General features: G+C 73.3%; 26 protein-coding genes. 15 read left to right on the top strand and 11 right to left on the bottom strand.

Features of this window, described 5'->3' with window-relative positions; all coding sequences use genetic code 11:
* Positions 1-33: 33 nt before the first annotated feature.
* Positions 34-702, top strand: a complete 669-nt coding sequence (locus tag AC3ET3_RS16680) for a hypothetical protein (protein ID WP_435612407.1) — start codon at positions 34-36, stop codon at positions 700-702.
* Between the two features lie 41 nt (positions 703-743).
* On the opposite strand, the gene AC3ET3_RS16675 is transcribed toward AC3ET3_RS16680, so the two are convergent.
* The gene (locus tag AC3ET3_RS16675; RefSeq protein WP_435612403.1) at positions 744-1,517 is read right to left on the bottom strand and encodes a polysaccharide deacetylase family protein; all 774 of its coding nucleotides are present in this window, start codon (positions 1,515-1,517) and stop codon (positions 744-746) included.
* Between the two features lie 444 nt (positions 1,518-1,961).
* Here AC3ET3_RS16675 and AC3ET3_RS16670 point away from each other — a divergent pair, with 444 nt between their 5' ends.
* Positions 1,962-2,702: a DUF4142 domain-containing protein gene (locus tag AC3ET3_RS16670; protein WP_435612402.1), complete on the top strand. Its 741-nt coding sequence runs from the start codon at positions 1,962-1,964 to the stop codon at positions 2,700-2,702.
* Positions 2,703-2,869: 167 nt separating this feature from the next.
* On the opposite strand, the gene AC3ET3_RS16665 is transcribed toward AC3ET3_RS16670, so the two are convergent.
* Complete coding sequence (locus AC3ET3_RS16665; RefSeq protein WP_435612401.1) at positions 2,870-3,562, bottom strand: hypothetical protein; 693 nt, start codon at positions 3,560-3,562, stop codon at positions 2,870-2,872.
* Between the two features lie 470 nt (positions 3,563-4,032).
* Complete coding sequence (gene ku, locus AC3ET3_RS16660) at positions 4,033-5,124, bottom strand: non-homologous end joining protein Ku (RefSeq protein ID WP_435612400.1); 1,092 nt, start codon at positions 5,122-5,124, stop codon at positions 4,033-4,035.
* 63 nt (positions 5,125-5,187) lie between these two features.
* On the opposite strand from ku, the gene ligD reads away from it, so the two are divergent.
* Positions 5,188-6,069 carry a non-homologous end-joining DNA ligase gene (gene ligD, locus AC3ET3_RS16655; protein WP_435612399.1) on the top strand — a complete coding sequence of 294 codons (882 nt, stop codon included), beginning with the start codon at positions 5,188-5,190 and terminating at the stop codon, positions 6,067-6,069.
* A gap of 47 nt (positions 6,070-6,116) precedes the next feature.
* On the opposite strand, the gene AC3ET3_RS16650 is transcribed toward ligD, so the two are convergent.
* Positions 6,117-6,920: a nuclease-related domain-containing protein gene (locus AC3ET3_RS16650; protein WP_435612398.1), complete on the bottom strand. Its 804-nt coding sequence runs from the start codon at positions 6,918-6,920 to the stop codon at positions 6,117-6,119.
* 116 nt (positions 6,921-7,036) lie between these two features.
* On the opposite strand from AC3ET3_RS16650, the gene AC3ET3_RS16645 reads away from it, so the two are divergent.
* From AC3ET3_RS16645 to AC3ET3_RS16615, 7 genes are all read left to right on the top strand, one after another.
* On the top strand, positions 7,037-7,543 hold the full coding sequence (locus tag AC3ET3_RS16645; protein WP_432155861.1) for a protein-tyrosine phosphatase family protein: 507 nt from the start codon (positions 7,037-7,039) through the stop codon (positions 7,541-7,543).
* 187 nt (positions 7,544-7,730) lie between these two features.
* Positions 7,731-8,528 (top strand): hypothetical protein, encoded by a 798-nt coding sequence (locus AC3ET3_RS16640; protein WP_432134091.1) that lies wholly within the window; start codon positions 7,731-7,733, stop codon positions 8,526-8,528.
* Positions 8,525-9,781 (top strand): ATP-binding protein, encoded by a 1,257-nt coding sequence (locus AC3ET3_RS16635; RefSeq protein WP_432134090.1) that lies wholly within the window; start codon positions 8,525-8,527, stop codon positions 9,779-9,781. Before AC3ET3_RS16640 ends, AC3ET3_RS16635 begins: the two co-directional genes overlap by 4 nt.
* A gap of 269 nt (positions 9,782-10,050) precedes the next feature.
* Positions 10,051-10,467, top strand: coding sequence for an SH3 domain-containing protein (locus tag AC3ET3_RS16630; RefSeq protein WP_435612397.1), 417 nt, complete (start codon positions 10,051-10,053; stop codon positions 10,465-10,467).
* A gap of 80 nt (positions 10,468-10,547) precedes the next feature.
* Positions 10,548-11,912: an FtsW/RodA/SpoVE family cell cycle protein gene (locus tag AC3ET3_RS16625; protein WP_435612396.1), complete on the top strand. Its 1,365-nt coding sequence runs from the start codon at positions 10,548-10,550 to the stop codon at positions 11,910-11,912.
* Positions 11,913-11,934: 22 nt separating this feature from the next.
* On the top strand, positions 11,935-13,392 hold the full coding sequence (locus tag AC3ET3_RS16620) for a penicillin-binding transpeptidase domain-containing protein (protein WP_435612395.1): 1,458 nt from the start codon (positions 11,935-11,937) through the stop codon (positions 13,390-13,392).
* A gap of 45 nt (positions 13,393-13,437) precedes the next feature.
* Positions 13,438-13,944, top strand: coding sequence for a DUF3291 domain-containing protein (locus AC3ET3_RS16615; protein WP_435612394.1), 507 nt, complete (start codon positions 13,438-13,440; stop codon positions 13,942-13,944).
* Here AC3ET3_RS16615 and AC3ET3_RS16610 read toward each other — a convergent pair.
* Positions 13,941-14,555: a Uma2 family endonuclease gene (locus AC3ET3_RS16610; protein WP_432155912.1), complete on the bottom strand. Its 615-nt coding sequence runs from the start codon at positions 14,553-14,555 to the stop codon at positions 13,941-13,943. The genes AC3ET3_RS16615 and AC3ET3_RS16610 overlap by 4 nt on opposite strands.
* Before the next feature lie 155 nt (positions 14,556-14,710).
* On the opposite strand from AC3ET3_RS16610, the gene AC3ET3_RS16605 reads away from it, so the two are divergent.
* The 4 genes from AC3ET3_RS16605 to AC3ET3_RS16590 all read left to right on the top strand — a co-directional run bounded on the left by AC3ET3_RS16605 (position 14,711) and on the right by AC3ET3_RS16590 (position 17,957).
* Complete coding sequence (locus tag AC3ET3_RS16605; RefSeq protein WP_432134085.1) at positions 14,711-15,649, top strand: AurF N-oxygenase family protein; 939 nt, start codon at positions 14,711-14,713, stop codon at positions 15,647-15,649.
* Positions 15,650-15,738: 89 nt separating this feature from the next.
* Positions 15,739-16,386, top strand: a complete 648-nt coding sequence (locus AC3ET3_RS16600; protein WP_432134084.1) for a TetR/AcrR family transcriptional regulator — start codon at positions 15,739-15,741, stop codon at positions 16,384-16,386.
* Between the two features lie 10 nt (positions 16,387-16,396).
* A complete protein-coding gene (locus AC3ET3_RS16595; RefSeq protein WP_432134083.1) occupies positions 16,397-16,717 on the top strand; it encodes a hypothetical protein in 321 nt (106 codons plus the stop codon).
* Between the two features lie 103 nt (positions 16,718-16,820).
* Positions 16,821-17,957, top strand: a complete 1,137-nt coding sequence (locus tag AC3ET3_RS16590; protein ID WP_432134082.1) for a C40 family peptidase — start codon at positions 16,821-16,823, stop codon at positions 17,955-17,957.
* Between the two features lie 145 nt (positions 17,958-18,102).
* On the opposite strand, the gene AC3ET3_RS16585 is transcribed toward AC3ET3_RS16590, so the two are convergent.
* The 5 genes from AC3ET3_RS16585 to AC3ET3_RS16565 are packed head-to-tail and all read right to left on the bottom strand — an operon-like array spanning position 18,103 to position 24,131.
* Positions 18,103-19,359, bottom strand: coding sequence for a styrene monooxygenase/indole monooxygenase family protein (locus tag AC3ET3_RS16585; RefSeq protein ID WP_432155867.1), 1,257 nt, complete (start codon positions 19,357-19,359; stop codon positions 18,103-18,105).
* 27 nt (positions 19,360-19,386) lie between these two features.
* The gene (locus tag AC3ET3_RS16580; protein ID WP_432134080.1) at positions 19,387-20,028 is read right to left on the bottom strand and encodes a GTP-binding protein; all 642 of its coding nucleotides are present in this window, start codon (positions 20,026-20,028) and stop codon (positions 19,387-19,389) included.
* Positions 20,009-20,446, bottom strand: coding sequence for a DUF742 domain-containing protein (locus tag AC3ET3_RS16575; protein ID WP_432155868.1), 438 nt, complete (start codon positions 20,444-20,446; stop codon positions 20,009-20,011). The genes AC3ET3_RS16580 and AC3ET3_RS16575 overlap by 20 nt, the downstream gene beginning before the upstream one ends.
* Positions 20,443-20,940: a roadblock/LC7 domain-containing protein gene (locus tag AC3ET3_RS16570; RefSeq protein WP_432134078.1), complete on the bottom strand. Its 498-nt coding sequence runs from the start codon at positions 20,938-20,940 to the stop codon at positions 20,443-20,445. The genes AC3ET3_RS16575 and AC3ET3_RS16570 overlap by 4 nt, the downstream gene beginning before the upstream one ends.
* On the bottom strand, positions 20,937-24,131 hold the full coding sequence (locus AC3ET3_RS16565; RefSeq protein ID WP_488191829.1) for a sensor histidine kinase: 3,195 nt from the start codon (positions 24,129-24,131) through the stop codon (positions 20,937-20,939). Before AC3ET3_RS16565 ends, AC3ET3_RS16570 begins: the two co-directional genes overlap by 4 nt.
* Before the next feature lie 361 nt (positions 24,132-24,492).
* On the opposite strand from AC3ET3_RS16565, the gene AC3ET3_RS16560 reads away from it, so the two are divergent.
* Complete coding sequence (locus AC3ET3_RS16560; protein WP_435612392.1) at positions 24,493-25,281, top strand: protein phosphatase 2C domain-containing protein; 789 nt, start codon at positions 24,493-24,495, stop codon at positions 25,279-25,281.
* Positions 25,282-25,330: 49 nt separating this feature from the next.
* Here AC3ET3_RS16560 and AC3ET3_RS16555 read toward each other — a convergent pair whose 3' ends face one another.
* Complete coding sequence (locus AC3ET3_RS16555; protein WP_435612391.1) at positions 25,331-25,807, bottom strand: MarR family winged helix-turn-helix transcriptional regulator; 477 nt, start codon at positions 25,805-25,807, stop codon at positions 25,331-25,333.
* Between the last annotated feature and the right edge of the window lie 144 nt (positions 25,808-25,951).

The raw sequence follows: 25,951 nt of genomic DNA, 5'->3' as shown, positions 1-25,951 counted from the left end.
TCGAGGACGGCTGGTGTGCGCTTGGGTGGGGGTGTGACTGTTGAAGACGTTGCGCGGCGGCTGCCTGAGACAGGTGTCCTTCGTGAGCACTGCCGTTCCCTGGCCGTCCTGGAGGCAATTTTGAGCCCTGCCTGGGAGGACCGCTGTCACTCCTTCGACCGGCGTTGGTCCGCGGGTGAGGCGTTGGCCTCGATGCGGAACGGGTCGGGCGACGAGTACTCGGTCGTCTTCGCCGAGGCGGGTGCCTACGTCCGCGGGTTCGCCCACGAGTCGCCCATGAGTCCCTACGGCGATGCGGACGGGCCGTGGCCGGGGGTGCTCGACGAGGTGCCCGGTGTCTTCCGGCCGTACGTCACGGAGCCCGCGTTCTCGGACGAGGTCGGGGTGTCTCTCGTCACCGCCTGCATGTGGCGGCAGACGGGGGACGGCGGGTGGAAGACAGGGGCGATCGACTTCCCGGCGGAGGTGGCGGGAGACCCGGACGGCGCCGACGACCTGTTCCGTCTGCTGGTCGACCGCTCCCCGGAGGCGTTCCAGCGGTGGGCCGAGGACTACCACGAGGTCCCGGTCGCCCTCGGGGCGGTGCGTCATGTGTTCGCGTCTCGGCCTCTGACCGAAGGGGTGGTCTCCGCGTTGAACCCGCAGATCCGTCTGGTCGAGCTCGCGCGCGACATAGAGGAGAGCGGTTATCCGGTGAACTGAGGGAGCCGTGTCCGGCGGTGGCGGTCGCCGGGGTGGTGTGCTCAGCGCACCGGGAAGCCGAAGGTGCGGCCCTGGGCCTTGAGCCAGGGGAGGGTGCGGCGCAGGGCCTCCACGGTCTGGGAGCGGTCGCCGCCGGCGTCGTGGAAGAGGAGGGTCGGGCCGTTGGGGAGTTCTCGCTGGACGGTGGCGACGATGGCGTCCGTGCCGGGGCGTTCGAAGTCCTTGGTGTCCACGTTCCAGCCGAGCGGACGCATGCCTCGGGAGGCGGCCAGCTTGCGGCTGTAGGGGGTGAAGGCGCCGCCCGGCGCCCGGTAGTACATCGGGCGTACGCCGCCGGACGCCTCGGTGATCATGCGTTCCGCGTCGAGGATCTGCTGCGACTGGTAGGTCTCGGACTGCCGGTCCATGGTGGTGTCGTGGGACACCGAGTGGTCACAGAGCCGGTGTCCGGCGGCGACCACCTTCTTCACCAGGTCGGGGTGGGCCCGGGCCTGGGTGCCGACCATGCAGAAGGTCGCCTTCACCCCGTACTCGTCGAGCACGTCGAGCACTCGGGGCGTCCATACCGGGTCGGGGCCGTCGTCGATGGTGATGTTGACGCCGTTCGTTCCCTGGTCCGAGGCGTGCACGATGGTGACCGCGACCGGCTTGGCGTCGGTTCCGGGGCCGGCGGAGGCGGTCGACCGGGGCGACGGGCTGTCCGCGGTGTCGGCCTGGGCGGTCCACACCGCCGCGCCGGCCGCCAGGAGCGTCACCCCGAGCGCCGACCCGATCACCTTGCCGTACCAACGTCCTCCGCCACCGTGACGTGCCATGTCCGCCCCCGCTCCCCGCAGTTGATCACCGCTCGTCGGTCGCCTTCCGACCACCTGGCAGGACGAGGGACGGCGGGTGCCGGATCCGTCCGTTACCGATCACGGACGATTCCGGGGGAGTTCGCGGACAACCTGGCGGGCCGGGCGGGCCGGGCGGGGAAGCGGGGGTCCGGGGCGGTCCGGTGGTGGGGACGGACGTCGTGGCCGTTCAGGTGATGGGGGGACCATGGCGGGGATGGCGGCTGAAGGCGCTGGAGTCCCGGCATCGACCCGGTGCCCCGGCCGGTGTCCCGGGTTCCGGTGGTCGCGTATCGTCGGCGGGCGGGGGCCGGAGGCGTCGGTTCCGGACCTTCCCGGGATATTTTCCGGGAACGGTGATCGGTCCGGGCGTTCCGTCCGTACCTCCTGGTGCACTGGTTTGTTGAGGTCGGGTCTGGAGGAACCATGGCCGTGTCCCGCAGGAGCGCCGGAACCGTCTTGGTAGGGGGAATCCTGGTTCTGACGTCCGCCGCGCTGGTCTACCCGAAGATGATCGGGGTGGAGACGAACACGTCGGACACCTCCCGGATCATCGCCAACACCAAGTACGGGCCGCTGACGGAGGCGGACCGGGACTTCGTGGTGAAGGTGCGGTCGGCCGGGCTCTGGGAGTATCCGCTCGGTGAGCTGGCCATGCAGCGGGGCACCACGCCCGCGATGAAGGAGGCGGGGGCGCACCTGGTGGTCGGGCACGCCGGGCTCGACGAGCTGTGCCGGAAGATCGCGCCGGAGCTGAACATCACGCTGCCCAACAAGGCCACGCCGCAGCAGCAGGAGTTCGTCGCGGTCGTGAACTCGAAGACCGGCAAGGACTTCGACGTCACGGCCGTGAACATCATGCGGGTGACGCACGGCCAGATCTTCCCGGCCATCGGGAAGATACGGGCCAGCACCCAGAACACGCTGGTGCGTCAGCTGGCCGACCTCGCCAACGACACGGTGCTGGACCACATCACCGTGCTGGAGAAGACGGGCGACGTCGACTTCCGTGAGGTCCGGTACCACCAGACCACCCCGCCGAAGCTCCCCACGGCCGACCTCACGCCGCCCCCGCCGCAGCCCGGCGAGGGCATGGTGGTCCTCAAGCAGCGGCCCGACCTGAATGTGAACACGGCCGGTACGACGCCCGCGCCGGCGGTGGGTTGAGCCAGCCGGCGGTCGTTCCCTTGCGTGCGCTCTGACCGCCGTTCCAGCGCGTGCGCTCCGGCGGGCACTCTCGGGCGTATCCTCCGGCGGCCGTTGCGCGACGTACGCTCCGGTGGCCGTCCCAGCGCGTACGCTGCGGCAGCCGTTCTACGACGTACGCTCCGGTGTCAGCCGACGGCCGCCGCGGCGTGGTGGGTGAGGCGGTAGGAGCGCACGACCGTCACCAGGCATCCGGCGACCAGTGCCGCGGCCCAGCCGGACGCGTCGCGCAGCGGGGCGCGTACCGGGCCGCCGGCCGTCAGTCCGCGGGGTGGGACCCGGCCCTCGCGGTCGTGGACGACGGCGAGTTCGTCGCCGGGGCGGGTGGCGCGGCCGCAGCCGCGCCGGATGCGGACCTTCAGCGGGACGCCTTCGTGGTCGGTCACCGAGCACAGGTAGCGGCCGTGGCTGGAGACGGCCGCGGGGCCGCCGTCGACCGAGGTCACCACCACCGACTCGACCTGGCCGCGGGCCGCGAGGACGAACCCTGAGGCGAGTTGCGGCGCCTGCAGCGCGAGGCAGACGGCGAGGACGGCGACCAGGCCGATCAGCGCCCGGCCCGCCCGGACCAGGCACAGGTACAGGGTGAGGGCGGCGGCACAGACCAGGCCGGCCTCACCGCCCGCGAGCGCGGGCAGCCCGTACCAGGCGCCGGCGACGGCCGTACCGACGATCGCCGACACGGCGAGCGTGCCGACGAGGAGGCCCTCACCGACCAGCCACCACGGCGGCAGGCCGACGAACTCCGCGGGGCCCCAGACGGTGGAGCGCAGGTGGGCCATCAGGCCGGGTTCGGGGGGCGGGGGCGCGGACAGGGTCACGGACCGAGGCAGGGTGCGGCGGCGCGGGCCGCGCGTCCTCGCGTTCACCCCCCGTGTCACCCCCGTATGGCGTCCCGTGTGTCGTCCTGAGGGCCTGCCGTCCGCTGCGGGCTTCCCGTTCGCCTTGCATTATGCAAAACGGCCGGGGGTCGGAGAAACGGGGCGCCGACGAGGGGCAACGTGACGGGTGAGGCCCCGGACCGGGTCAGGGGCCCGGTCCGGGGCGTCGCACCGCGGTGGCCGCTTTCCTTAACACCACGGTGATGCCCTCCCGGCGCGGGGCGGCGAGGGGGGGGCGGTGGGTACCAGCCTGGCGCATGACGGGCCGGCAGCGGGCCCGGACGGCGGGCCTGTCAGGGTCTCGTAAGATCTCCGGTGCCCGCGGCGGGTCCGGGCCTGACGCTCGACGGTCATGCGGTCCGGCTTGGTGGCCTGGGCGGCCGGGCGGGCCGGGCGTGGTAGGGACGTAGTCACGCCGTGCGCTTGCGGGAGGTGGTCTTCTTCGCCGCCGTCTTCTTCGTCGTGCCGGTCGATGCCTTCTTGGCCGTGGACTTCGCCGCGCTCTTGGCCGGCGTCTTCTCGGAGGCCTTGGCGCCGGCCTTCCGGGTGCTTTGGGAGGTCGTCTTCGCGGAGGTCTTCTTCGCCGACTGGGCGGACCTGGACGTCGACTTCTTCGCGGCGGCCGACGGTGCCGACTTCCTCGCCGTCGTCGCGGTGCTCTTCTTGCCGCCCGCGCCCTTCGGTTCCGCGCGGCTCGGGAGGTGTCTGACGTCGCCCGGCTCCTCGCCGCGTGACTCACGTGCCGCGCGGACGCTGTTCTCCAGGGCCGCCATCAGGTCGAGCACCTTGCCGCCGGCCGGCGCCTCCGGGGCCTCGGGCGGGGTCTCGCCGGATGCCTTGGCGGCGATGACCTCCTCCACGGCCTCGCGGTACTCGTCGTGCAGCTCCGTGAGATCGACCTCGCCCAGCGTGTCCATCAGCGCGTCCGCGAGGTCGAGTTCCTTGTCGCGGACGGTGACGCCGGTCTCGGGTGCGACGCCCTCGGGTGCGCGGACCTCGTCGGGCCAGAGCAGCCCGTGCATGGCGATGGCGTCTCCGACGACGCGCAGCATGCCGAGCCGTTCCCGGCCGCGCAGGGCGTACTTCGCGATCGCGACCTTGTTGCTGCGCTTGAGGGCCTCGCGCAGCAGGGTGTACGGCTTGGCGGCCGGGGCGCCCCCGGCGGCGAGGTAGTACGCCTGGTCCATCTGGAGCGGATCGATCCGGTCGGCCGGGACGAAGGCCACGATCTCGATCGTCTTCGCGGTCGGGAGCGGGAGGTGGGACAGGTCCTCGTCGGTGATCGGGATGATCGTGCCGTCCGCGTCCTCGTACCCCTTGCCGATCTCGGACTGGGTGACCTCGCGGTCCTCCAGCTCGCAGACCTTGCGGTAGCGGATGCGGCCGCCGTCCTCGGAGTGGATCTGCCGGAAGGAGATCGAGTGGCTCTCCGTGGCGTTCACGAGTTTGATCGGGATGCTGACGAGGCCGAACGAGATGGCGCCGTTCCATATGGATCGCACGGGCAGCACCCCTTCCAGGTGAGAGACGGGCGTTATGTGCCGGTTTCGTGTGATTCTCATCGTATGACGCCGATCACAGAGGTGGCGGGGCGACGGCTGGCCCTCAGCAATCTGGAGAAGGTGCTGTATCCGGCGAGCGGCTTCACCAAGGGCGAGGTGCTGCACTACTACGCGTCGGTCGCGGACGTGCTGCTGCCCCATCTGCGCGACCGGCCCGTGTCCTTCCTGCGCTACCCGGACGGCCCCGACGGGCAGGTGTTCTTCACCAAGAACGTGCCGCCGGGCACCCCCGACTGGGTGACCACCGCCGAGGTGCCCCGGTCGGAGGGACCGTCGCGGATGGTGCTGGTGCAGGATCTGCCCAGCCTGATGTGGGCGGCGAACCTCGTCACCGAGTTCCACACCCACCAGTGGACGATCGGGGACCCCGGCACCGCCGACCGGCTGGTCCTCGATCTCGACCCCGGACCGCCCGCCACCGTCGTCGACTGCTGCGAGGTCGCGCTCTGGCTGCGCGACCGGCTGGCGGCGGACGGCATCGAGGCGTACGCCAAGACCTCCGGGGCGAAGGGGCTGCACCTGCTGGCGGGAGTGCGCGGGGCGTCGTCGGAGCAGGTGAGCGACTACGCGAAGCGGCTGGCCGTCGAGGCAGAGCGGGCGATGCCGCGGCTGGTGCTGCACCGGATGACGCGCAGCCTGCGGCCGGGCAAGGTGTTCGTCGACTGGAGCCAGAACGCGGCCCGCAAGACCACGGCCACCCCGTACACCCTGCGCGCCCGGCCCGAGCCCCTCGTCTCGGCGCCGGTCACCTGGACGGAGATCGAGGACTGCCGGTCACCCGAGCCGCTGGCGTTCCGGGCCGGCGACATCCCGCCCCGGGTACAGGACCACGGTGATCTGCTCGCCGCCCTGTTCGACGCGGACCACGCGGGGACGCTGCCGTGACGCGGCACCGTGCCCGCACAGGTGTGGCGCCGGGCCCGGGGCCCGTCTCAGCAGGAGGCCCAGGTCCTCCGGTCCCTGGCCATCGCGTGCAGGGCCTCCACGTCCGCCGGCTTGAGCACCGGCCCCAGCCGGCCCAGCGCGGGCAGGTCGGAGTCGCGCACGACACGGACCTCGCGCGGCGGGACGGTGACGCGGACGTCTGCCGGGCCGACCAGGGCCAGTACCGGGCGGACCTCGGCGGTCAGGGCGTGGCGGGCCCGGTCGGCGGTGGCGCGCAGCCGGCGCAGCAGGGGCTGCGGCGCGCGTCGGCCGACGCTCACCTCGGGGTCGGCGACCAGTACCCGGTGCCGGCGGGCGTTCAGCGCGTGGACGGCGAGCAGGCCGCCCGGTCCGATCACCAGGTGGTGGATCCGGTCACCGCCGGGCAGGGGCACGGAGTGCAGGGTGTGCCAGCCGGCTCCGTCGAGCAGGTCCAGGGCGTCGCCGACGGCCTGTTCGGCGGCGAGCGCCCGGCGGCGCGGGTCGGCGCGCAGCCGGTAGGGCGCGCCGGGGTCGCGGTCGAGGGCGACCAGCAGGGCCTCGCCCGGCCGGTTGGGGGCCAGGTCGTCGTCGGGCGGGAGGGTGAGCCGGGCCAGCTCGGCGGGGGTCGGCACCGGAGGCGGGCCGACGCTGACCGGGCCGGTCAGGAAGGGTCTGAGGGCGGCCAGGACGGCATCCCGGTGGTCCTCGCCGAGCAGGTTGACCCGGGCGGCGTCGCGGTCGTACCACGCGATGTTCCGGCCGTCCGGGAGGCAGACGTAGAGCCGCTCCCGGCCGTGCCGCCGGGCCGGTACGACGCGCAGTCCGCTCATCCGCATCACCCCATGACCATGGGAACAGGCGGGTGCTCCGGGGGCAAGAAGGCGGTTACCCCGGCAGCGGGTTGGGCAGGTCAGAACGTCAGGCCAGCGCGGTTGGGGAGGCGCCGTTGCAGACCCGTGGGAAGCAACCCGACGTACCGGCCCCGGAGAGTGCGTGGAACGAGGTGGTGCCCGGCCTGTGGATGGGCGGGCACGAGTTCCGGGCGCGTACCGGGCACGTGGAGCTCGCGGTGGTGGGCCGCGAGTTCGATCTCGTGCAGACGCTGTTGCGGATGCCCGGGCACGGGCCGGAGCCGGGGGTCCGGCACCAGGTGTGGCCCATCCCGGACGGCCCGCTGGACGGCACCCAGCTGGCGGGCGTGATACGGCTGGCCCAGGCGGCCGGCGATGCCCTGGACCAGGGGCGCCGCGTGCTCGTCCGCTGCTTCCACGGCTACAACCGGTCGGGGCTGGTGGTGGCCCACACCCTGGTGCGCCGGGGGCACACGGCCGACGAGGCGATCGGGCTGATACGGTCGCGGCGCTCGCCGTGGGCGCTGCACAACGAGCTGTTCGTGGAGTACCTGAGGGCGGGACTGCCGACGGCGCGGTTGCTGGAGGAGCTGGCCGAGTAATCGTTTCAGCACCGGCAGCACCGGCGACCCCGGCCGACCGCCGGCCCGCTCCACCGGCGGCGCCGCACGGGTGGCGCGCCGCACGGGCGGGGCGCCGCGCCCTCCGGCATACCCGGCGGTACGCAAAAAGGACTTCCGTACGAATATCGTGTACGGGGCCGTCGTCGTCTCGGATCACAGGAGCCCCGTGTCCCTCAGCCGCCCCGCCAGGATCACCGTGGTCGTTGCCCTGCTGGCCGCGGCGAGCGCCGCCTGCGGCGACACCGGCGGACTGCGCCGGGCGGGCGCGACGCCCACGGCGACCAGCCCGGCCCGGCTGTGGCCGGAGCTGACCCCGGCGTCCAGCCCCGCCTGGAGCATCGACGAGGCCGACACGGAGACCGTCAAGGGTGTCGGCGTGCCCGGCGACGACATCCGCGCGGTCGATCCGGCGGCGATCGTCCGCGCCGAGATCGCGGCGCACCCCGACGACTACTCCGGGGCCAAGGCGCCCTACCGCGACACCGCCGGCCTGATGGACGAGTGCGCCGACGACGGTGCGGGCGACGCGAGCGCGGACGGCGAGGGAGGTGAGGGAGCCCGGTGTCCCGTCCTGCGGCCCTACTACCGCGACCTCACCGGGGACGGGCGCCCCGACCTGACCCTGGGCTTCCGGCTGCTGCCCGGCGACGCGCCGGACCTGACGGCGGTCCGCGTGTACACCGTGGAGCGGCACCGGCTGGTGCGCGTGATGGCCTGGGAGGACGCGGTCAGCGCGGTCGAGCTGGCCGGCCGGTCGGTGATCATCCGTTCGCCGTCGGACCTCGCTGACTACGAGTACCGCCTGCAGTGGACCTGGGACCCGGAGGAGAAGGCGATGCTCCTCACCCACGACGAGATGCTGCGCCTCCACGGCCGCCCGCACCCGTCCGCCCCGGCCACCGGTACCACCTCCCCCGGAACAACCCCGGCCCCGGCCCCGTCCCCCTCGGCGAGCCGCGGATGAGACGCGTACGGCTCGCCCTGCCCCAGTGGGCCGGCACCCTCGCGGTGAAGACGGCCGTGTTCATCACCGTGATGTGCTGCGCGCTCGCCGCGCTGCTCGGCGTGCTGGTGCACGTCCAGGTGACCAACCAGACCGTCGGCCAGGCCCGCGACCGGGCGCTGGCACGCCTGGCCGACGCCACCCGGGCGTACGAGGCGGGCGACACCCTGATGCGCGGCGCCGGCGTCGATCCGCCCGGCCTGCCGCCGCGGCTGCGCGCGCTCGCGGTGGCCGGGGAGCGCGGCACGATGGTCGCCGACCACCGCGGCCGCCCCATGATGTGGGCGGCCGGCCCCGCCGACGGTGACCGCGCCCTCGCCGTCGCCGTCGACTACGGGCAGCAGGCCCGCACCATCGAGGGGCTCGACAGCGCCATCCTGTGGTCGTCCGGGCTGGCGATCGGGGCGACGCTGCTGGTCGGCGCGTTCGCGGTCACCCGGGTGACCGCGCGGCTGCACACCACCGCGCGGGTCGCGCGGCGGATCAGCGGCGGGGACCTCGACGCGCGGGTCGACGACCCCCGGACGAAGGATGCGACCCGTCCCCCGGACGAGGTGGCCGCGGTCGCCGCCGCGCTGGACACGATGGCGGCCACGCTGCAGGGCAAGCTGCTGGCCGAGCAGCGGTTCACGGCGGACGTGGCGCACGAGCTGCGCACCCCGCTGACCGGGCTGCACGCGGCGGCCGAGCTGCTGCCGCCGGGGCGGCCCACGGAGCTGGTGCGCGACCGGGTGGCGGCGCTGCGCACACTGACCGAGGACCTGCTGGAGATCTCCCGGCTGGACACCGGGCGCGAGCGGGTGGAGCTGGACGCGGAGGATCTGGGGGCGGTGGCGCTGCGGGCGGTGCGGGGTTCCGGCACCGACACCGAGGTGCGGGTCGTCCGGAACGCGCGGGTGGAGACCGACCGGCGGCGGCTGGAGCGGGTGCTGGGGAATCTGGTGTCCAACGCGCATCGTCACGGGCGGGGCCCGGTGGTGGTGACGGTGGACGGGCCGACCGTGACCGTCCGGGACCACGGGGACGGGTATCCGGAGTACCTGCTGGCGCACGGACCACAGCGGTTCCGGACGGAGGGAGTGTCCAAGGGACACGGGCTGGGGCTGACCATCGCGGTGGGGCAGGCGGAGGTGCTGGGGGCGCGGCTGTCGTTCGCCAACGCGGAGGAGGGCGGCGCGGTCGCGGTACTGCGGCTGCCCGCCGACGCGGACTGAGCCCACCCGCCCGGCGGAGCCGCCCACCGCCCACGGCCCGGCCCCGGCACCCGCATCCGCACCCCCACCCCCACCCCCACCAACGCCGGGCGCCCCGGCTCGGCACCCACAGCCGACACGCATGCCCGACGCCCCCGCCCCGCCCCGCGTCCGCACCCCCAACCCCCACTGGGCCCGGCGCCCCGCTCGGCCCCCTTAAAAAGGCACTCGGGGTCCGGCGCTCCTAGCGTGGCGTTTAGTCGGATTCACCCCCTTCACGGAGGTACGTCATGTCACTGCGCTCCACTCTCTCCCGGGTGTCCGGTGTCGTCATAGGCGCCGCCCTCGCGTCCGCCCTCGCCGTCGCGCCCGCCGCGGCCGGCGAGGAGTGGGGCGGTGACGGCCGAGGCGGTGACGGACGAGGCGGTGACGGACGGGGCGACTGGGGGCACCACCAGGAGCAGAACTCCCGGCTCGCCAAGGGTGTGGTGACGGCCAACGGCGGACTACTGCTGCGCAGCGCACCCACCCGGGCCGGCCAGGTCATCCGGGTCGCCGCGAAGGGCGAGATCGTCTCCATCTACTGCAAGACGGGTGGCGAGACCGTGGGCGGCAACCCCCTCTGGTACCTCCTCACGGACGGCACCTGGGCCTGGGGCGCGGCCCGCTACATCGACAACATCGGCCCGGCCCCCCGCTGGTGCTGACCCGCGACACCCCGACCCGCGACACCCCGCGAAAACCTATCCAAGGCTCACAAGGAGCCCCATTTGGGTAAATTCCGGACATGATGCGAGCTGGAGCCGGAACCGTCACGGCGGTGCGGCCGCCCGCCCCCGTGGTACGCCTCCCCCGGCGCCGTGGCGTCGAACTGGCCCTGATCGTGGTGGCCGTGCTGCTGTCCGTGTGCGGCTACTGCGCGGTCGGCCTGGCCCGGCAGGGCGCCGTTCCGCCCGGCGCCGCCGGGTACGGCGCCGGGCTCGGCGTACTGGCGCTGCTGGCGCACCTGGCGGTCCGGTGGCGCGCCCCGTACGCCGATCCGCTGCCGCTGCCGATCGGGGTGCTGCTCAACGGCATCGGACTGGTGCTGATCTACCGGCTGGACCTGGAGACGCCGGGCGACCGGGCGGCGCCGGCGCAACTGGTGTGGTCGACGCTGGGCGTCGGCCTGTTCATCGTCGTCGTGGCCGCGCTGCGCGACCACCGGGTGCTGCAGCGGTACGCGTACGTGTGCGTGGCCGCGGCACTGGTCCTGCTGACGCTGCCGGTGCTGTTCCCCGCCGTGAACGGCGCCCGGATCTGGATCCGGCTCGGCGGGTTCTCCATCCAGCCGGGCGAGTTCGCGAAGGTGCTGCTGGCGGTGTTCTTCGCCGCCTATCTGGCGGCCAACCGCACGGCGCTGGCGTACGCGGGCCGCCGGATCTGGTACATGCAGCTGCCCACCGGGCGGGTGCTGGGCCCGATCGTGGCGATCTGGCTGCTGAGCGTGGGAGTCCTGGTGCTGGAGCGGGACCTCGGGACCTCGCTGCTGTTCTTCGGCCTGTTCGTCGTGATGCTGTACGTCGCCACGGGCCGCACCGGCTGGATCGCGGTCGGGCTGCTGCTGGCGGCGTTCGGCGCGGTCGCCGTGGGCTGGCTGGAGCCGCACGTGCACGGCAGGGTCGAGGTCTGGCGGCAGCCGCTGGCGTCGATCGAGGCGGGCGAGGGGCCCAACCAGCTGGCGCAGTCGCTGTTCTCGTTCTCCGCGGGCGGGATGCTGGGCACCGGGCTGGGGCGGGGGCACTCCATCCTGATCGGCTTCGCCGCGAAGTCGGACTTCATCCTGGCGACGGCGGGCGAGGAGCTGGGCCTGGCGGGGCTGTCGGCGCTCTTCGTGCTCTACGCCCTGCTGGTGGAGCGCGGCTACCGGGCCGGCCTCGCGGTGCGCGACCCGTTCGGACGGCTGCTGACGGTGGGGCTCGCCTCGATCGTGGCACTGCAGGTGTTCGTCATCGCGGGCGGGGTGACGGGTCTGATCCCGCTGACCGGCATGGCGATGCCGTTCCTGGCGCAGGGCGGGTCGTCGCTGGTCACCAACTGGACGATCGTGGCACTGCTGATCCGGGTGAGTCATTCGGCGCGCCGCAACTACGACGGGAGGACCGTGGCATGACGGCGATCCACGGGTGGGCGCGGTGACCCGCCACATCCGGCACGTGGCCGTCTTCTGCGTACTGCTGCTGGTGGCGCTGCTGGTGAACGCGGCCCGGGTGCAGGTGGTGGAGTCCGCGCGGTACGACGACAACCCGGGCAACCGGCGCTCCACCATCGCCCGGTACGGTCAGCCCCGCGGCGACATCCTGGTGGGCGGGGTGCCGGTGACCGGGTCGCGGGACACCGGGGAGCAGCTGCGCTACGAACGGACGTACCTGCGGGGGCCGTTGTACGCGCCGGTGACCGGGTTCGCCTCGCAGCGGTACGGCACGGCCTTCCTGGAGCGCACGGAGGACGCGGTGCTCTCCGGGGACCACCCGCTGCTGTCGCCGTTCCCGCTGTGGGACGGCATGACGCGCGACCGCCCGCCCGGCGGCAACGTGGTGACGACGATCGACCCGCGGGCGCAGCGGGCCGCGTACGAGGGGCTGGCCGGCCGTACGGGTGCGGTGGCGGCGGTGGAGCCGGCCACGGGGCGGGTGCTGGCGCTGGTGTCGGTACCGTCGTACGACCCGTCGGTGCTCTCCGGGAACGACGCGGCGGTCCAGCGGGCATGGGCACGGCTGACCTCGGACCCGGCGAAGCCGATGCTCAACCGGGCGGTCCGGCAGACGTATCCGCCGGGATCCACCTTCAAGGTGGTGACCGCGGCGGCGGCGCTGGACGCGGGGGTGGTGACCGACCTGGACGCGGCGACGGACTCCCCCGCGCCCTACACCCTGCCCGGGACGGCGACGGCCCTGACGAACGAGGGCGGGGGCTGCGCGGACGCCCCGCTGCGGGAGGCGTTCGAGTGGTCGTGCAACACGGTGTTCGCGAAGCTCGGGGTGGACGTGGGCGTGGAGCGGATGACGGCGACGGCGGAGGCGTTCGGCTTCAACGACCGTGATGTGCGGATCCCGTTCCCGGTGGCTCCGTCCACCTTCGACCCGACGGTGGACCGGGCGCAGCTGGCGCTGTCGTCGATCGGGCAGTACAACACACGGGCGACACCGCTGCAGATGGCGATGGTCGCGGCGGCGGTGGCCGACCGGGGGCAGGTGCGCACGCCGTATCTGGTGGAGCGGACGACCCGGCGGGGCGGGGCGACGGTGGCGACGGCGGGTTCCCGGCCGGCGCGGCAGGCGATGCGGCCGGCGACGGCGCGGCGGATGCGGGAGCTGATGGAGGACGTGGTGCGGGAGGGCACCGGGACGATGGCCGCGATCCCCGGAGCGGTGGTCGGCGGCAAGACCGGCACCGCCCAGCACGGCATCGGCAACTCGGGCACGCCGTACGCCTGGTTCGTGTCGTGGGCGCGCGGTGAGCGGGACCTTCAGGCGCGGGTCGCGGTGGCGGTGGTGGTGGAGGACGCCTCGCGGGACCGGGAGGGCATCACGGGGGGCGGGGTGGCGGCGCCGATCGCGCGGGCGGTGATGGAGGCGGTGCTCAGGTCGTGAGACGGGGCTGTCGGAGAACCGGTCGCCCGACCTACCGTTCGGTCCATGACGGAAGCCGCCGCCCTCGAACTCGCCCAGGTCAACATCGCCCGACTCAAGTTCCCGCTGGACTCGCCCGAGTTGAAGGACTTCGTGGACAGCCTCGACCCGGTCAACGCCGACGCCGACGCGGCGGAGGGGCTCGTCTGGCGGCTGCAGTCCGAGGAGGGTGACGCGACGGACATCCGCATCTTCGGCGACGACTGGCTGGTCGTCAACATGTCGGTGTGGCGGGACACCGACGCCCTGACGGCGTACATGTACCAGGGCCGGCACCGTGAGATGCTCGCCCGCCGGCGGGAGTGGTTCGAGCGGGCGGCGGAGGCCATGGTCGCGCTGTGGTGGGTCCCGGCGGGCCATCGTCCGACGGTCGCGGAGGCGGAGGCGCGGCTGCTGCACCTGCGGACGCACGGCCCGAGCCCGTACGCCTTCACGCTGCGCGCGTCGTTCCCGCCGCAAGGCGCGGAGCCGGTGTCCGGGGAGGTTCCGGGCGGTCTGGGGTGCTCGGTCTAGCGGGTGCCGCCACGCCGACGTGCGTTGATCGCGGTGAGGTCGATGTCGACGGGGAAGGGCTCGGTCAGCTTCAGGCGGTTGTGGAAGATGCCGGTGGGGACGTACGCCTTGGTGACCGGCTCCAGTTCGTAGACGTAGACGACGGGGAGGCCGTCGCTCTCCTCGACCCTCCAGAAGTGCTGGATGCCCGCGGCCGCGTACTTGCGCGGCTTGGTCTCCCGGTCCCGGGAACGGGAGTCGTCGGACACGACCTCGACGGCCAGGATGACGTCCCCGTGCAGGAGCCGGGTCTGCCTGGGCCCGGTGTCGGCGCCGAAGCGGGCGACCAGTACGTCGGGCTCGGGACGGTTCTGGTCGTCGAGCGTGACCGTGAACTCCCGGTAGACCTCCCACTCGTCCGGCGCCTGGTCGAACAGGGCGTTGTCCAGCAGACGGATCGCGCGCATGTGGAACTTGGTCTGCGGACTCATGAAGACGAGGCTCCCGTCGATCAGCTCCGTGTGCGGAGGCAGGTTGGGAAGCTCGTCGAGGTCGTCCGCGGTCCAGCCGCCCATCGGCGGGCGGGGCCACTCGTAGTCGTCACCCAGCCCGTGATCCCGCGCGGCGCTCATGATTGCTCCCATGCGACGGAGTCTGCCTGACACGGTCAGCGTACCCAGGGCGAACACCGATGCGGCGTTCCGTCGGGTGATCGCCGGGTGCGCCGTTGACACAAGTCCCGCGCAGGGGATTGACGAGCTTGCTGACAGGCAGTCTCATAAGGGCCATGACGACCCTCACTGAAGCCGACGCGGTCGACGGTCTGCGGGACGCCCTCGGACTGCTCAAGGACCGGGAGCAGGTCGCCGAGCGGCTGCTCGCCTCCTCCGCCAAGCACTCCTTCGACCCGGACAAGGAGCTGGACTGGGACGCGCCCTTCGAGGAGGGCAAGTGGTTCTGGCCGCCCGAGCTGGTGTCGCTCTACGACACCCCGATGTGGCGGCGGATGAGCGAGGAGCAGCGGATCCTGCTGTCCCAGCACGAGGCGGCGGCCCTGGCCTCGCTGGGCATCTGGTTCGAGATCATCCTCATGCAGCTGCTGTGCCGGCACATCTACGACAAGGCCGCCACGAGCGCGCACGTGCGGTACGCGCTCACCGAGATCGAGGACGAGTGCCGGCACTCCAAGATGTTCGCCCGGCTGATCGAGCGCGGGGACACGCCGTGGTACCCGGTCAGCCGCGTCCACCAGAACCTCGGCCGGCTGTTCAAGACGATCTCCACCACGCCCGGCTCCTTCACGGCGACGCTGCTCGGCGAGGAGGTGCTGGACTGGATGCAGCGGCTGACCTTCCCCGACGAGCGGATCCAGCCCCTGGTCCGGGGCGTCACCCGCATCCACGTCGTGGAGGAGGCCCGGCACGTGCGGTACGCCCGCGAGGAGCTGCGGCGCCAGATGCTGACCGCGCCGCGCTGGTCGCAGGAGTTCACGCGGGTCACCTCCGGTGAGTTCGCGCGGGTGTTCTCGGTGGCGTTCGTGAACCCCGAGGTCTACACGAACGTGGGCCTGGACAGGCGGGAGGCCATGGCGCAGGTGAAGGCCAGCGGCCACCGGCGGGAGGTCATGCAGAACGGGGCCAGGCGGCTGACCGACTTCCTGGACGACATCGGCGTACTGCGGGGAGTGGGACGGCGGTTGTGGAGGTCGTCCGGCCTGCTGGCGTGACCGGCGCCGGCCACGGACCGCCGACGGGGCGCCGCGAACCGCGCGACCAGCCACGACGGGTCTGCCGAGGGCCGACTACGCTGCACTGCATGACCCCCGCCGCCCCGGCCTACCGCCGCCTGAGTGTCGAGGCCCGCCGTGCCCAGCTCCTCGGCGCCGCCCTGAACCTCTTCGCGCACCGCGCCCCCGAGGACGTCTCGCTGGACGACGTGGCGGAGGCGGCCGGGGTGTCTCGGCCGCTGGTGTACCGGTACTTCCCGGGCGGCAAGCAGCAGCTGTACGAGGCGGCCCTGAAGTCGGCCGCCGAGGAACTGCGGCAGTGCTTCGACGAGCCGAGGCAGGGGCCGCTGCTGCCCCGCCTCACCCGCGCCCTCGACCGCTACCTGGCCTTCGTCGACGAGCACGACGCCGGCTTCAGCGCCCTGCTGCAGGGCGGCAGCGTGGTCGAGACCTCGCGGACGACGGCCACCGTGGACGGCGTGCGTCGGGCCGCCGCCGAGCACATCTACCGGCATCTGGGCGTGGCCGAACCGGGCCCCCGGCTGCGGATGACCGTCCGGATGTGGATCACGGCGGTGGAGGCGGCCTCGCTGATGTGGCTGGACGACGGCAAGCAGCCGCCGACGGCCGAGCTGCGCGACTGGCTGGTGGAGCAGTTCGTGGCCGCGCTCTCCGTCACCGCCCACCGGGACGCCCAGACGGCCGAGGTGATCACCGCCCTGTCCGCGGATGTCTGACACTGGTCCCGTGAAGAGCGAAGAGACCCCGTTCGAGGGCGGCCCCATGGACGGCCGGGTGCTCCCGGTCCTGCTGGGCCCCACCGGACAGCCCCCGAAGACCTACCGCATCCCCGTCCCGGACTCGGCCGGCGGGCCGCCGACCGTGCTGGTGTACCGGCGCGCGCCGCGCGGGCACGGCAAGAGGCTGGGCCTGCCGACGGGCTGGAAGTACGTCTTCGATCCGGAGGGCGGCGAGAAGAGGGGTTTCCGGGAGCGGCTGCCGTGGTCCAGGCCGCCCGCCGGTCCCGCCGCCACGCCGGACCGCGAACGGGATGACGCCGACGGGTGACCCCGTTGCGCCGAACCGCGCACGCCCGGCGCGCGGACCTCGCCGACCCGTCTGATGCTCGCCCTGCGGGGTGGAGGGGCCGCCCCGCGGCGGAGGTGATGACGTGTCAGGGAGGCTGCCGCTCGCGGTGTGTACGGCGGTGCTCGCGGTCCGGGCCGTCCTGTCCCCCGGTGCCGCCGTGGCCGCTCCCGAGCCGCCGGAGCCCGGCGCGCGCTCGGTGGCCGAGCTGCTGACGGACCTTCAGCGGCTGTACCGGGAGGCCGAGCGGGCCACCGAGGCGTACAACGCCACCGAGGAGCGGCTGAAGGAGAAACGCGCCGAGGTCGCGCGGCTCGACGGGGAGCTGGTGCGGGCCCGGCTGGCGCTGCGCGACAGCCGGGGCGCGGCCGGCCGGCTGGCCCGCCAGCAGTACCAGTCCAGCACCGACATCTCGCCGTACGTCCGGCTGCTGCTGGCCCGCGACCCGCAGCACGCCCTGGAACAGGGGCGGGTGATCGGCCGGCTGACGCGGGAACGGGCCGCCACCACCACCCGGCTGGCCGGCGCCGAGCACCGCCGCGACACGCTGGCCCGCCGGGCGCGCGCCGCGCTGGACGCCCAACTCACCCTCACCGAGCGCAGGAAGAAGGAACGCGACGACGTACGGCGGCGCCTCGACGAGGTCACCGAGCTGCTCGCCTCGATCGACGCGGACCGGCTGCGGAAGCTGGCGGAGTTCGAACGGGACGGGATCGCCGAGCGGCAGGAGGAGTTCCTCGCCTCGGGCGCGCTGAGCGACGACGGCAAGCCGTCGGCGGCCGGTGACCGCGCGCTGCGCTACGCCGTGCGCCAGCTGGGCAAGCCGTACGAGTGGGGCGCGGAGGGCCCCGAGGCGTACGACTGCTCGGGGCTGACCTCGACGGCCTGGGAGCGCGCCGGGACGCCGATCCCGCGCACCAGCCAGGAGCAGTGGGCCGAGCTGCCCCGCGTCCCGCTGAGTGAGCTGCGCCCGGGTGACCTGGTGGTCTACTTCCCCGAGGCCACGCATGTGGCGATGTACCTGGGAGACGGCATGGTGGTCCAGGCGCCCCGGCCCGGCGCCCGGGTGAAGGTCTCGCCGATCGCCGCGAACCCGGTCCTTGGGGCCGTACGCCCGGACCCGGACGGCGAGCCGCTACGGCGTTACACGCCGCCGGAGCTGCCCGAGAGCGCCCTCGACGGGTCGGACGAGGGCTACGCGTCGGCCGACGCCCCGGACTGACCGCAACCGGACTGGGCGACACCGGACTGGGCGACACCGGCCTGACCGGCACCGCCTCCGCCGGTCGCCCCGCACGGGAGGCGTACGCGAGGTACCGGGCGGGGAGGCCGGCCGCGGCCGGCTCCCCCGCCGTGCCGCAGGGGGCTCAGGCGGCGCCGGTGACCGACGCCAGGTACGTCTCGGCCTTGTCCGGCTCGTAGAAGAAGTTCTCGAAGTCGGAGGGGTCGTCGAAGCCGTTCACGAAGCGGTCGGCGACCGGCGGGAGCTGGCCGGCGGCCCCGATGAGGTTCAGGACGTGCTCGGGCGGCGGCGCGAGCATCGCGTTGGTCCACTTGGTGACGTGCCGGGCGGTGGCCCAGTAGCGGTCGAAGGTGGCCCGCATCCAGTCCTCGTCGAACTCCTTCTCGCCGTGTTCGAGGATCGAGGCGAGGTAGGCGGCGGCGCACTTGGCCGCCGAGTTGGCGCCCTGACCGGTGATCGGGTCGTTGGCCACGACGACGTCGGCGACGCCGAGGACCAGCCCGCCGCCGGGCAGCCTGCCCACCGGGTTGCGCACGGTCGGGGCGTAGCGGCCGCTGAGCACGCCGCCCGCGTCCGTCAGCTCGACCTTGCCGGCCCGCTCGTGCTCCCAGGGGGTGAACCGTTCCATCAGGTCCAGGGTCAGGGAGAGGTGCTCCGCGGGGTCCTTGACCCCGTTGAACACGTCGAGCGGGCCGCCGGGTATGCCCTCCCAGAACAGGATGTCGGCGCGGCCGGAGGTGGTGAGCGTCGGCATGACGAACAGCTCGCCGACGCCGGGCACCAGGTTGCAGCGCACCGCCTCCAGGTCCGGGTGCTCCGGACGCGGGCCCAGGCCGTGCACGTACGCCACCGCCAGCGCCCGCTGCGCCTCCCGGTAGGGGGAGCGCTCGGGGTCGCGGGCGAACATCGACACCAGCTCGCCCTTGCCGGCCGCGACCAGGACCAGGTCGTAGGCGCGGGAGAAGTAGTCGAGGTCGGAGACCGCCGCGCCGTGGATGACCAGCTGGCCGCCGCGCTGGGCGAAGGTGTCCATCCAGCCGGCCATCTTCACCCGCTGGTCCACCGACTGCGCGTACCCGTCGAGCCGGCCGACCCAGTTGATCGCGCGCTGGGTGGGGCCCGGGTCGTGCGAGCCGGGGGCGGCGACCGAGACGCCGAGGCCGTTGATCTTCGGGGCCTGCTGCTCCCAGAAGCTGAGTCCCAGGTCGCGCTCGTGCTGCAGCGCCGTGTGGAACATGCACTGCGTCGACATGACCCGGCCGGTGCGGATCTCGTCCGCCGTCCGGTTGGACATCAGGGTGACCTCGTACCCGTGGGACTGCAGGCCGAGGGCGAGCTGGAGTCCGGACTGGCCGGCTCCGACGACGAGTATCTTCCGCATACGGGTGATGGCTCCTACGGGTGAGGGCTACTCGGGGGTTTCGTCCAGCGCGTGCCCGACCAGGGCCAGCAGGGTCTCGATCACCGAGATCCGGCGCCGCGCGTCCATGATCATGACAGGGACGCGCGGGGGGATCGTCAGTGCCTCCCGCACGTCCTCCGGTTCGAACAGCTCACTGCCGTCGAAGTGGTTGACGGCGACGACGTACGGCAGCCCGCAGCTCTCGAAGTAGTCCAGCGCGGGGAAGCAGTCCTTCAGCCGGCGGGTGTCGGCCAGCACCACCGCGCCGATCGCGCCGCGCACCAGGTCGTCCCACATGAACCAGAACCGCTGCTGGCCCGGCGTGCCGAACAGGTACAGCACCAGGTCGTCGTCGAGGGTGATGCGGCCGTAGTCCATGGCGACCGTCGTGGTCACCTTCTCCGGCGTGGCGGTGAGGTCGTCGTGGTCCTCGCTCGCCTCGGTCATCAGCGCCTCGGTCGTCAGCGGCGTGATCTCCGAGACCGTGCCGACCAGGGTGGTCTTGCCGACGCCGAAGCCGCCGGCCACGACGATCTTCGTGGCGACGGGCGCCCGGGTACGGTCCGTCTGCCAGGGTTTGAGGTCCTCCTCGGGTTCGAGGAGCGGGGAGACGCCGGTCCCGGCGGCGTCAGAGACGACGGAGTCCACTCAGCACCCTTTCCAGCAGAGCGCGGTCCGGCCGGCCGGTGCCGTGCCCGGTTCCCGTGCCGTACACCCGGATCTTTCCCTGGTCCGCGAGATCGCTGAGGAGCACCCGGACCACGCCGAGCGGCATCCTCAGCAGCGCGGCGATCTCGGCCACCGTGCGCATACGGCGGCACAGTTCGACGATGGCCCGCAGCTCCGGCATGACCGACGCCTTCAGCGAGCCGTTCGCCAGTTCCCTGCGCTGCGGCGGTGCCTCCAGCTCGGCGGTGCTGGCGACGAACGTCTCCACCAGCAGAACGTGGCCGAAGCGGGTACGGCCGCCGGTGAGCGAGTAGGGACGGACGCGGGCGGGCTTGCGGTCGCCGCCGCGCGTCGGGAGTTGTTTCCTGCCCTGGGGCCGCTTCGGACCGTCGGTCATCGGGCGCTCCCCGCGGTCTCCAGCGACGCCCTCAGCTCGCTGCGGAGCTCGGGGGTCAGCACGTGGCCGGCCCGGCCGACGAAGAGCGCCATGTGGTAGGCCACCACGCTCATGTCGCAGTCCGCGGAGCCGTGCACGCCGAGCAGCGAGCCGTCGCTGATCGACATCACGAAGAGGCTGCCCTCCTCCATGGCGACCATGGTGTGCTTCACCCCGCCGAACTCCATGAGCTTGGCGGCGCCGACGGTGAGGCTGCCGATGCCGGAGACGATGGTGGCGAGGTCGGCGGAGGAGCCGCGCGGGCCTGAAGGTTTCTCCCCGCGGGCGTCGCGGGCCTCGGAGAGCCTGCCGGGGTCCGAGGACAGCAGCAGCAGGCCGTCGGAGGAGACCACCGCGACCGACTGGATGCCCGGCACCTCCTCGACGAGATTGGTCAACAGCCAGTGAAGATTACGGGCTTCACTGCTCAGTCCGAAGGTACTGGGCGCGGTCAACTGCTTGCCTCCTCGACTGTGCCCCCCGACGTGTCTTCCTCGGCGTGTGCTGCGTGTCCCGCGGGTCCTGCGGGCTCGGCGCGTCCGGTGGCCGGGGGCTCGCCGCGTCCCTGCGCCGGGACCCGGTTCCGGGCCGTCTCCTCGGTGTTCGCCGACTCGGCGTCGCGGTAGCCGGCCTCCGCCCCCCGGCGGAAGCCGCCCAGGCGCCGCCGCAGCGCCTCCGCGTCGACGGAACCGGGCCGCCGGCGCGGGGTCTGTGCGGGCAGCTCAGTGATCTTCGGGGTCCGCTTGGGCAGCCCCTTGGCCGTCAGCGGCTCCTCGTCGTCGTCCGTACGGCTGTGCTCGGCGCCCTCGTGGGGCCGGGAGCCGGCGTCGTCCGTCGGCCGGGACGGCTCGTGCCGGGTGCCGGCCACCGGCCGGTGTGCGAGCGGGCCGGCGTCCGCCGGGTGGCCGGGCAGGCTCGCGCCGGTGCCGACCGCCGCCGGCCCCGCCGGGTGCGCCTCGCTCCACGGCTCGGGGGTGTCCGGGTGGGCGTGGGGAACGGCATCGCCGGTGGCCGGCGGCCCTGCGTGGGCCACCGGGGCCGGGCCGGCGCCCGCCGCTTCCCCGAACGTTCCCTCCGCCGTGCGGGTGGATGCGTCGGGGGTGCGGGAGGCGGGGGCGGTCGGCGGCGCCGGTGCGGTCTCGGGGTGGGTGGGGTCCGGTTCGTCCTGGAGGGCCGGCAGGAGGAGGGCCATCGTCGTCTCGGACGGGGTCTCCGGGGCCTCGGTGCGCGCGGCCTCGCTCTCCGGAACTCCGGTCTGCGGTGCCCCGGCCCGCGCGGCCTCGGTCTCCGCAGCCCCGGAACGCGCGGCCTCGGTCGGCGCAGCCCCGGCCCGCGGAGCCTCGGCCTGCGGAGCCCCGGCCTCCGCGCCCACGTTCTTCGCGTTCTCCGCGGCCTCGGCGTTCAGCGCGGCCCGTTCCGCCAGCGCGACCACGGGGTCGTCCGCGGCCGAACGGCCGGCCAGGACGTTGGAGTTGGCCTCCGCATCGGCGCCCGGCAGGCAGACCGGACCGGCCGAGCCGGAAGCCCCCGGCCCGGCGGCGACCGCGGCCGAGGACGCCTCGGCCAGCAGGCCCGCCTGGAGTACGACGACCGCCGCGACCCCGCCCTGCTTCTGCGCCCGCAGCTGCACCCGCACCCCGAGCCGGTGGGCGAGGCGCGCGACGACGTACAGTCCGAGGCCCAGCCCCTCCTCGCCCTCCTGCTCGTACGGCGTCTCCGGGTCGAACTCGGCGAGCCGGGAGTTGAGCCGGGTGAGCCGCTCCTCGGTCATGCCGATGCCCTCGTCCTGGACGGAGAGCATCACCTCGCCGTTCTCCAGCAGCCAGCCGGAGATCTCGACGGGCAGGTCGGGCGGGGAGAACGAGGTGGCGTTCTCCATGAGTTCGGCGAGCAGGTGGGAGAGGTCGTCGGCGGCGAACCCCGCCACGTGCGCGTGCGGCGGCAGCGCCGCGATCCGGACCCGCTCGTACCGTTCGATCTCACTGACCGCGGCGCGCACGACATCCACCAGCGGGATCGGCCCCGGATGCTGCTGGACGTGCTCGGTACCGGCGAGGACCAGCAGGTTCTCGCTGTGCCGGCGCATGACGGTGGCGAAGTGGTCCAGCTTGAAGAGGGTGGCGAGCCGCTCCGGGTCCTGCTCCCGCTCCTCCAGGCCCTCGATGACCGCGAGTTGCCGTTCGACCAGACCGAGCGTGCGCAGCGCCAGGTTGACGAACGTGGAGCCGATGCTGCCGCGCAGCTGCTCCAGGGCGGCCGTGGACTCGGTGAGTTCGGCGCGCAGTTCCTCACGGGCGTCGGCCATCTTCTGCCGCTGACCGACCAGGTGCTTGCGGTCGGCCTCCAGCGTGCCGAGCCGTTCGTGCAGGGCGACCGTGTGCGCGTGCAGGGCGTTGACGGAGCGGACGACCTTCGCGAACTCGTCGTTGCGGCCGGTGAACGCGACCGGCTCCTCGACGGCAGGGTTCTCGGCCTCGGCCAGCCGGGCGGCGCCGCGCCGCACGGCGGACAGCGGTCGGGTCAGGCTGCGGGCCATGGCGGTGGCGACGCCCACGGCGACCAGCATCAGCGCGCCGACGACGCCGACCTGGATCTCCAGCGCGAGGAAGTCGTCGTCGCGCAGCTTCTCCAGGTCCTTGGTACGGCGGTCGTACAGCGAGGCCTCGGCGCCGCGCATCAGGTCGAGCCGGGCGGACAGGACCGCGTCCAGCTTCTTGGGGTCGTTCTCCAGGTCGTCGCCGTCCAGCGTGGGCCGGTCGGTCAGCTCGGTGAGGTACTTGTCCGCGGTGTCGACCTCGCCGCCGGTGACCGTCGCGTCGTACGCCGACACCGCCGTCTTCGGCGCGGTGTTGCGGAAGTCGGCGAGGGCCGCGTCGGAGCGCACGCGTGCCTGCTGGGCGGCGGCGGTCAGCGCGTCGCGCACCTTGGTGTCGGCCTCGGAGGAGGTCTTCTCGGTGCTGGTCACACCGGTGACCGGGTCGTAGACGCGCTCGGTGTCGGTCGGCACGCGCAGCGCGGCCAGCAGCAGCCCGCGGGCGGCGGCGGCCTGCTGGACGGCCGAGTCCAGTCCGGCGAGGGCGTGCGCGCCGTCGGGCGCCCGGGTGGGGGTCTGCTCGGCCAGCTGCTCGGCGAGCCGGTGCAGCTCGGCGATGGTCGCCGAGTACGCCTCGTGCGCCTGGAGCGCGGAACTCCTGCCGGTGAGCGCGGAGCGCCGGACCGTGGCGATGCCGTCGAGGTCGGCGCGCAGGTCGGCCGGGGTGTCGGAGTCGGTGCGCAGGTCCTCGACCTGCCGGTCCACGCGTGCGCTGCTCTGCTCGGTGGGGGCCAGCGACCTGGGCCGGCCGGCCGCGAGGTAGGAGGTGACCTCGTCGCGCTCGTCGGCCAGCGACTGGGCGAGGGCGAGGGCGTCCTGGGTACGCTCGGACAGCGTCACCAGGTCCTGGGAGTCCTTGAACTGACCGGAGGCTGACAGCAGGGCGGGGGCGCCGGCTCCTGCGATGGCGGCGGCCACCACGGCCACCGCGACGATCAGCCGGTTGCGCACGTGGGTCGGGCGGCCCTTGCCTACGGGGGTCCGCGCCTCCGTCTCGGGGGCCGACTGCCTGCCTGTACGCCGAGGCCGCGTCTTCTGCACCGGTGCTCGCATTCCTGACTCGTGTACCCAAGGGCCCGGGTGACGTCCCGTCATCGACGCGAACGCCCGGTACGGTTCCGGTTCCCGACCCTCCCAGTGCCGGTGGGCGGTCAGCGCTCATCGTCCGACCCGCCACCCGAAGGAGTGAACATCGGAGGGGAGTTGGCGGGCAAGTTCCCGCGGCGTGTGCGACGGCCCTGTAGGGCGGGCCGGTTGGACGTCTGCGGCGGGCTTTGGCAGGATTCGCCGCCACGCCTTCCCATAGCCCAGCATTCCCGCCCAAACCAGGCGCCTGACCTGCGGGGGCGCAGCCGAGTCGCGAGTGTTGCAAGCCTTTTGCGGGTGCTGTGGAGACCTCGTGCAGACTGGCCGGATGCATACGGAACTCGTGACGGAACCCGGTGATCCGACCCGCCGCAACGAGGACTTCGCGAGTGTCGGACTTCCCGCGTGCGGGCAGGGCGGTTCGGTGGTGGTCCTGGACGGAGTGACGCCGCCGCCCGGCGGCACCGGTTGTCTGCATTCGGTTCCGTGGTTCACCTCGCGTCTCGGCGGGGCGCTGACCGAACTGACCGTTTCTCTCCCTGATGTTCCCCTGGCCGAGGCCCTGGCCCGCGCCATCGCGTCTACCGCCGCGGCCCACGCCGAAACCTGTGACCTTTCTCACCCGCGAACACCGCAGGCCACGGTGGTCCTCGCCCGCTGGTCGCCGCGGTCGGTGGAGTACCTGGTCCTGTCCGACTCGGCGCTGCTGCTGCGGGCCCCCGACGGGACCGTCACGCCCGTTCTCGACGACCGGCTGGCCCGTCTGCCGCGCGCCCTGCTGGCGAGCGAGGAGATCTGCGACGCCCGTGCCCGCAACAAGGAGGGCGGCTTCTTCACGGCGGCCGCCGATCCCTCGGTGGCCGCCCGGGCGGTGACCGGGAGCGTGCCCCGCGCGCGCGTGGGCGCCCTCGCGGCGCTCACCGACGGGGCGACGCGCTGGAGCGAGCGGTTCCGGGAGGGCGACTGGACGGACCTGTTCACCTTCCTGCAGAAGGAGGGTGCCCGGGCCCTGGTCGCGCGGGTCCGCGAACTGGAGCGCGCCGACGCGCGGGAGCGGGTGTTCCTGGGCCGGAGCAAGACGCACGACGACGCGACGGCGGTCCTCGTCGGCCTGTGAGCGGACCGCCCGGGCGGAGCCGGCCCGGGGCCGCGACACACCTGGGGCCCTACCGGGGCTGCTCCATGCCCAGGTTGAGCTGGTGGAGCAGCCGGGCCAGTTCGGCGACCTCGCCGCGGTCCCAGTGGGCGAGCTGGCTGACGTAGCGGACGCGGCGGGCGTCGCGTACCCGGCGGACCCGGGTGCGGCCCTCGTCGGTGAGGTCGACCAGCCAGGCGCGGCCGTCGGCCGGGTCGGGCTCGCGGGCGATCAGCCCGAGGTCCTCCAGGGCGCGCAGCTGGCGGGACATGGTGGCCTTGCCGACCCCGATGTAGCCGGCGAGTTCGGTGGCCCGTTGCCGACCGCACTCCTCCAGCCGGATCAGCAGTCCGTACGCGGCGGGCTCCAGGTCCGGATGGACCTCGCGGGCCATCTCGCCCTGGTTGGCCCGGGCCCGGCGCAGCAGCACGGTCAGCTCGCGTTCCAGGGAGAGGAACTCCTGGTCCACACCACTGGCAGGCCCGCCGCCGTTTCCGTCCTCGTGCACGTCAGACACCCCTGATCCGGTTTTCCGCTCCTGGACGTTCTCGCCTGTTCCGGCGCTCGCCGCGGCCCGATCAGTATTTCGCAGGCCCGGACCCTCGGCAGCCGCGAGGTCCCGGAGCTTGATCACACACCAGTGATCACACAC

Source organism: Streptomyces sp. bgisy159 (assembly GCF_057707805.1).
Note: the sequence above shows the minus strand (reverse complement) of the source record. Positions and strands in the feature narration are given on the sequence as shown.

What these genes read in the sequence shown, in the direction of transcription:
- AC3ET3_RS16605 (WP_432134085.1), top strand. Translation starts at nt 14,711, where the DNA reads ATGACGACCCTCACTGAAGCCGACGCGGTCGACGGTCTGCGGGACGCC.
- AC3ET3_RS16600 (WP_432134084.1), top strand. Translation starts at nt 15,739, where the DNA reads ATGACCCCCGCCGCCCCGGCCTACCGCCGCCTGAGTGTCGAGGCCCGC.
- AC3ET3_RS16560 (WP_435612392.1), top strand. Translation starts at nt 24,493, where the DNA reads ATGCATACGGAACTCGTGACGGAACCCGGTGATCCGACCCGCCGCAAC.
- AC3ET3_RS16650 (WP_435612398.1), bottom strand. Translation starts at nt 6,920, where the DNA reads ATGAGCGGACTGCGCGTCGTACCGGCCCGGCGGCACGGCCGGGAGCGG.
- AC3ET3_RS16615 (WP_435612394.1), top strand. Translation starts at nt 13,438, where the DNA reads ATGACGGAAGCCGCCGCCCTCGAACTCGCCCAGGTCAACATCGCCCGA.
- AC3ET3_RS16630 (WP_435612397.1), top strand. Translation starts at nt 10,051, where the DNA reads ATGTCACTGCGCTCCACTCTCTCCCGGGTGTCCGGTGTCGTCATAGGC.
- AC3ET3_RS16565 (WP_488191829.1), bottom strand. Translation starts at nt 24,131, where the DNA reads ATGCGAGCACCGGTGCAGAAGACGCGGCCTCGGCGTACAGGCAGGCAG.
- AC3ET3_RS16635 (WP_432134090.1), top strand. Translation starts at nt 8,525, where the DNA reads ATGAGACGCGTACGGCTCGCCCTGCCCCAGTGGGCCGGCACCCTCGCG.
- AC3ET3_RS16610 (WP_432155912.1), bottom strand. Translation starts at nt 14,555, where the DNA reads ATGAGCGCCGCGCGGGATCACGGGCTGGGTGACGACTACGAGTGGCCC.
- AC3ET3_RS16675 (WP_435612403.1), bottom strand. Translation starts at nt 1,517, where the DNA reads ATGGCACGTCACGGTGGCGGAGGACGTTGGTACGGCAAGGTGATCGGG.
- AC3ET3_RS16585 (WP_432155867.1), bottom strand. Translation starts at nt 19,359, where the DNA reads ATGCGGAAGATACTCGTCGTCGGAGCCGGCCAGTCCGGACTCCAGCTC.
- ligD (WP_435612399.1), top strand. Translation starts at nt 5,188, where the DNA reads ATGACGCCGATCACAGAGGTGGCGGGGCGACGGCTGGCCCTCAGCAAT.
- AC3ET3_RS16625 (WP_435612396.1), top strand. Translation starts at nt 10,548, where the DNA reads ATGATGCGAGCTGGAGCCGGAACCGTCACGGCGGTGCGGCCGCCCGCC.
- AC3ET3_RS16670 (WP_435612402.1), top strand. Translation starts at nt 1,962, where the DNA reads ATGGCCGTGTCCCGCAGGAGCGCCGGAACCGTCTTGGTAGGGGGAATC.
- AC3ET3_RS16575 (WP_432155868.1), bottom strand. Translation starts at nt 20,446, where the DNA reads ATGACCGACGGTCCGAAGCGGCCCCAGGGCAGGAAACAACTCCCGACG.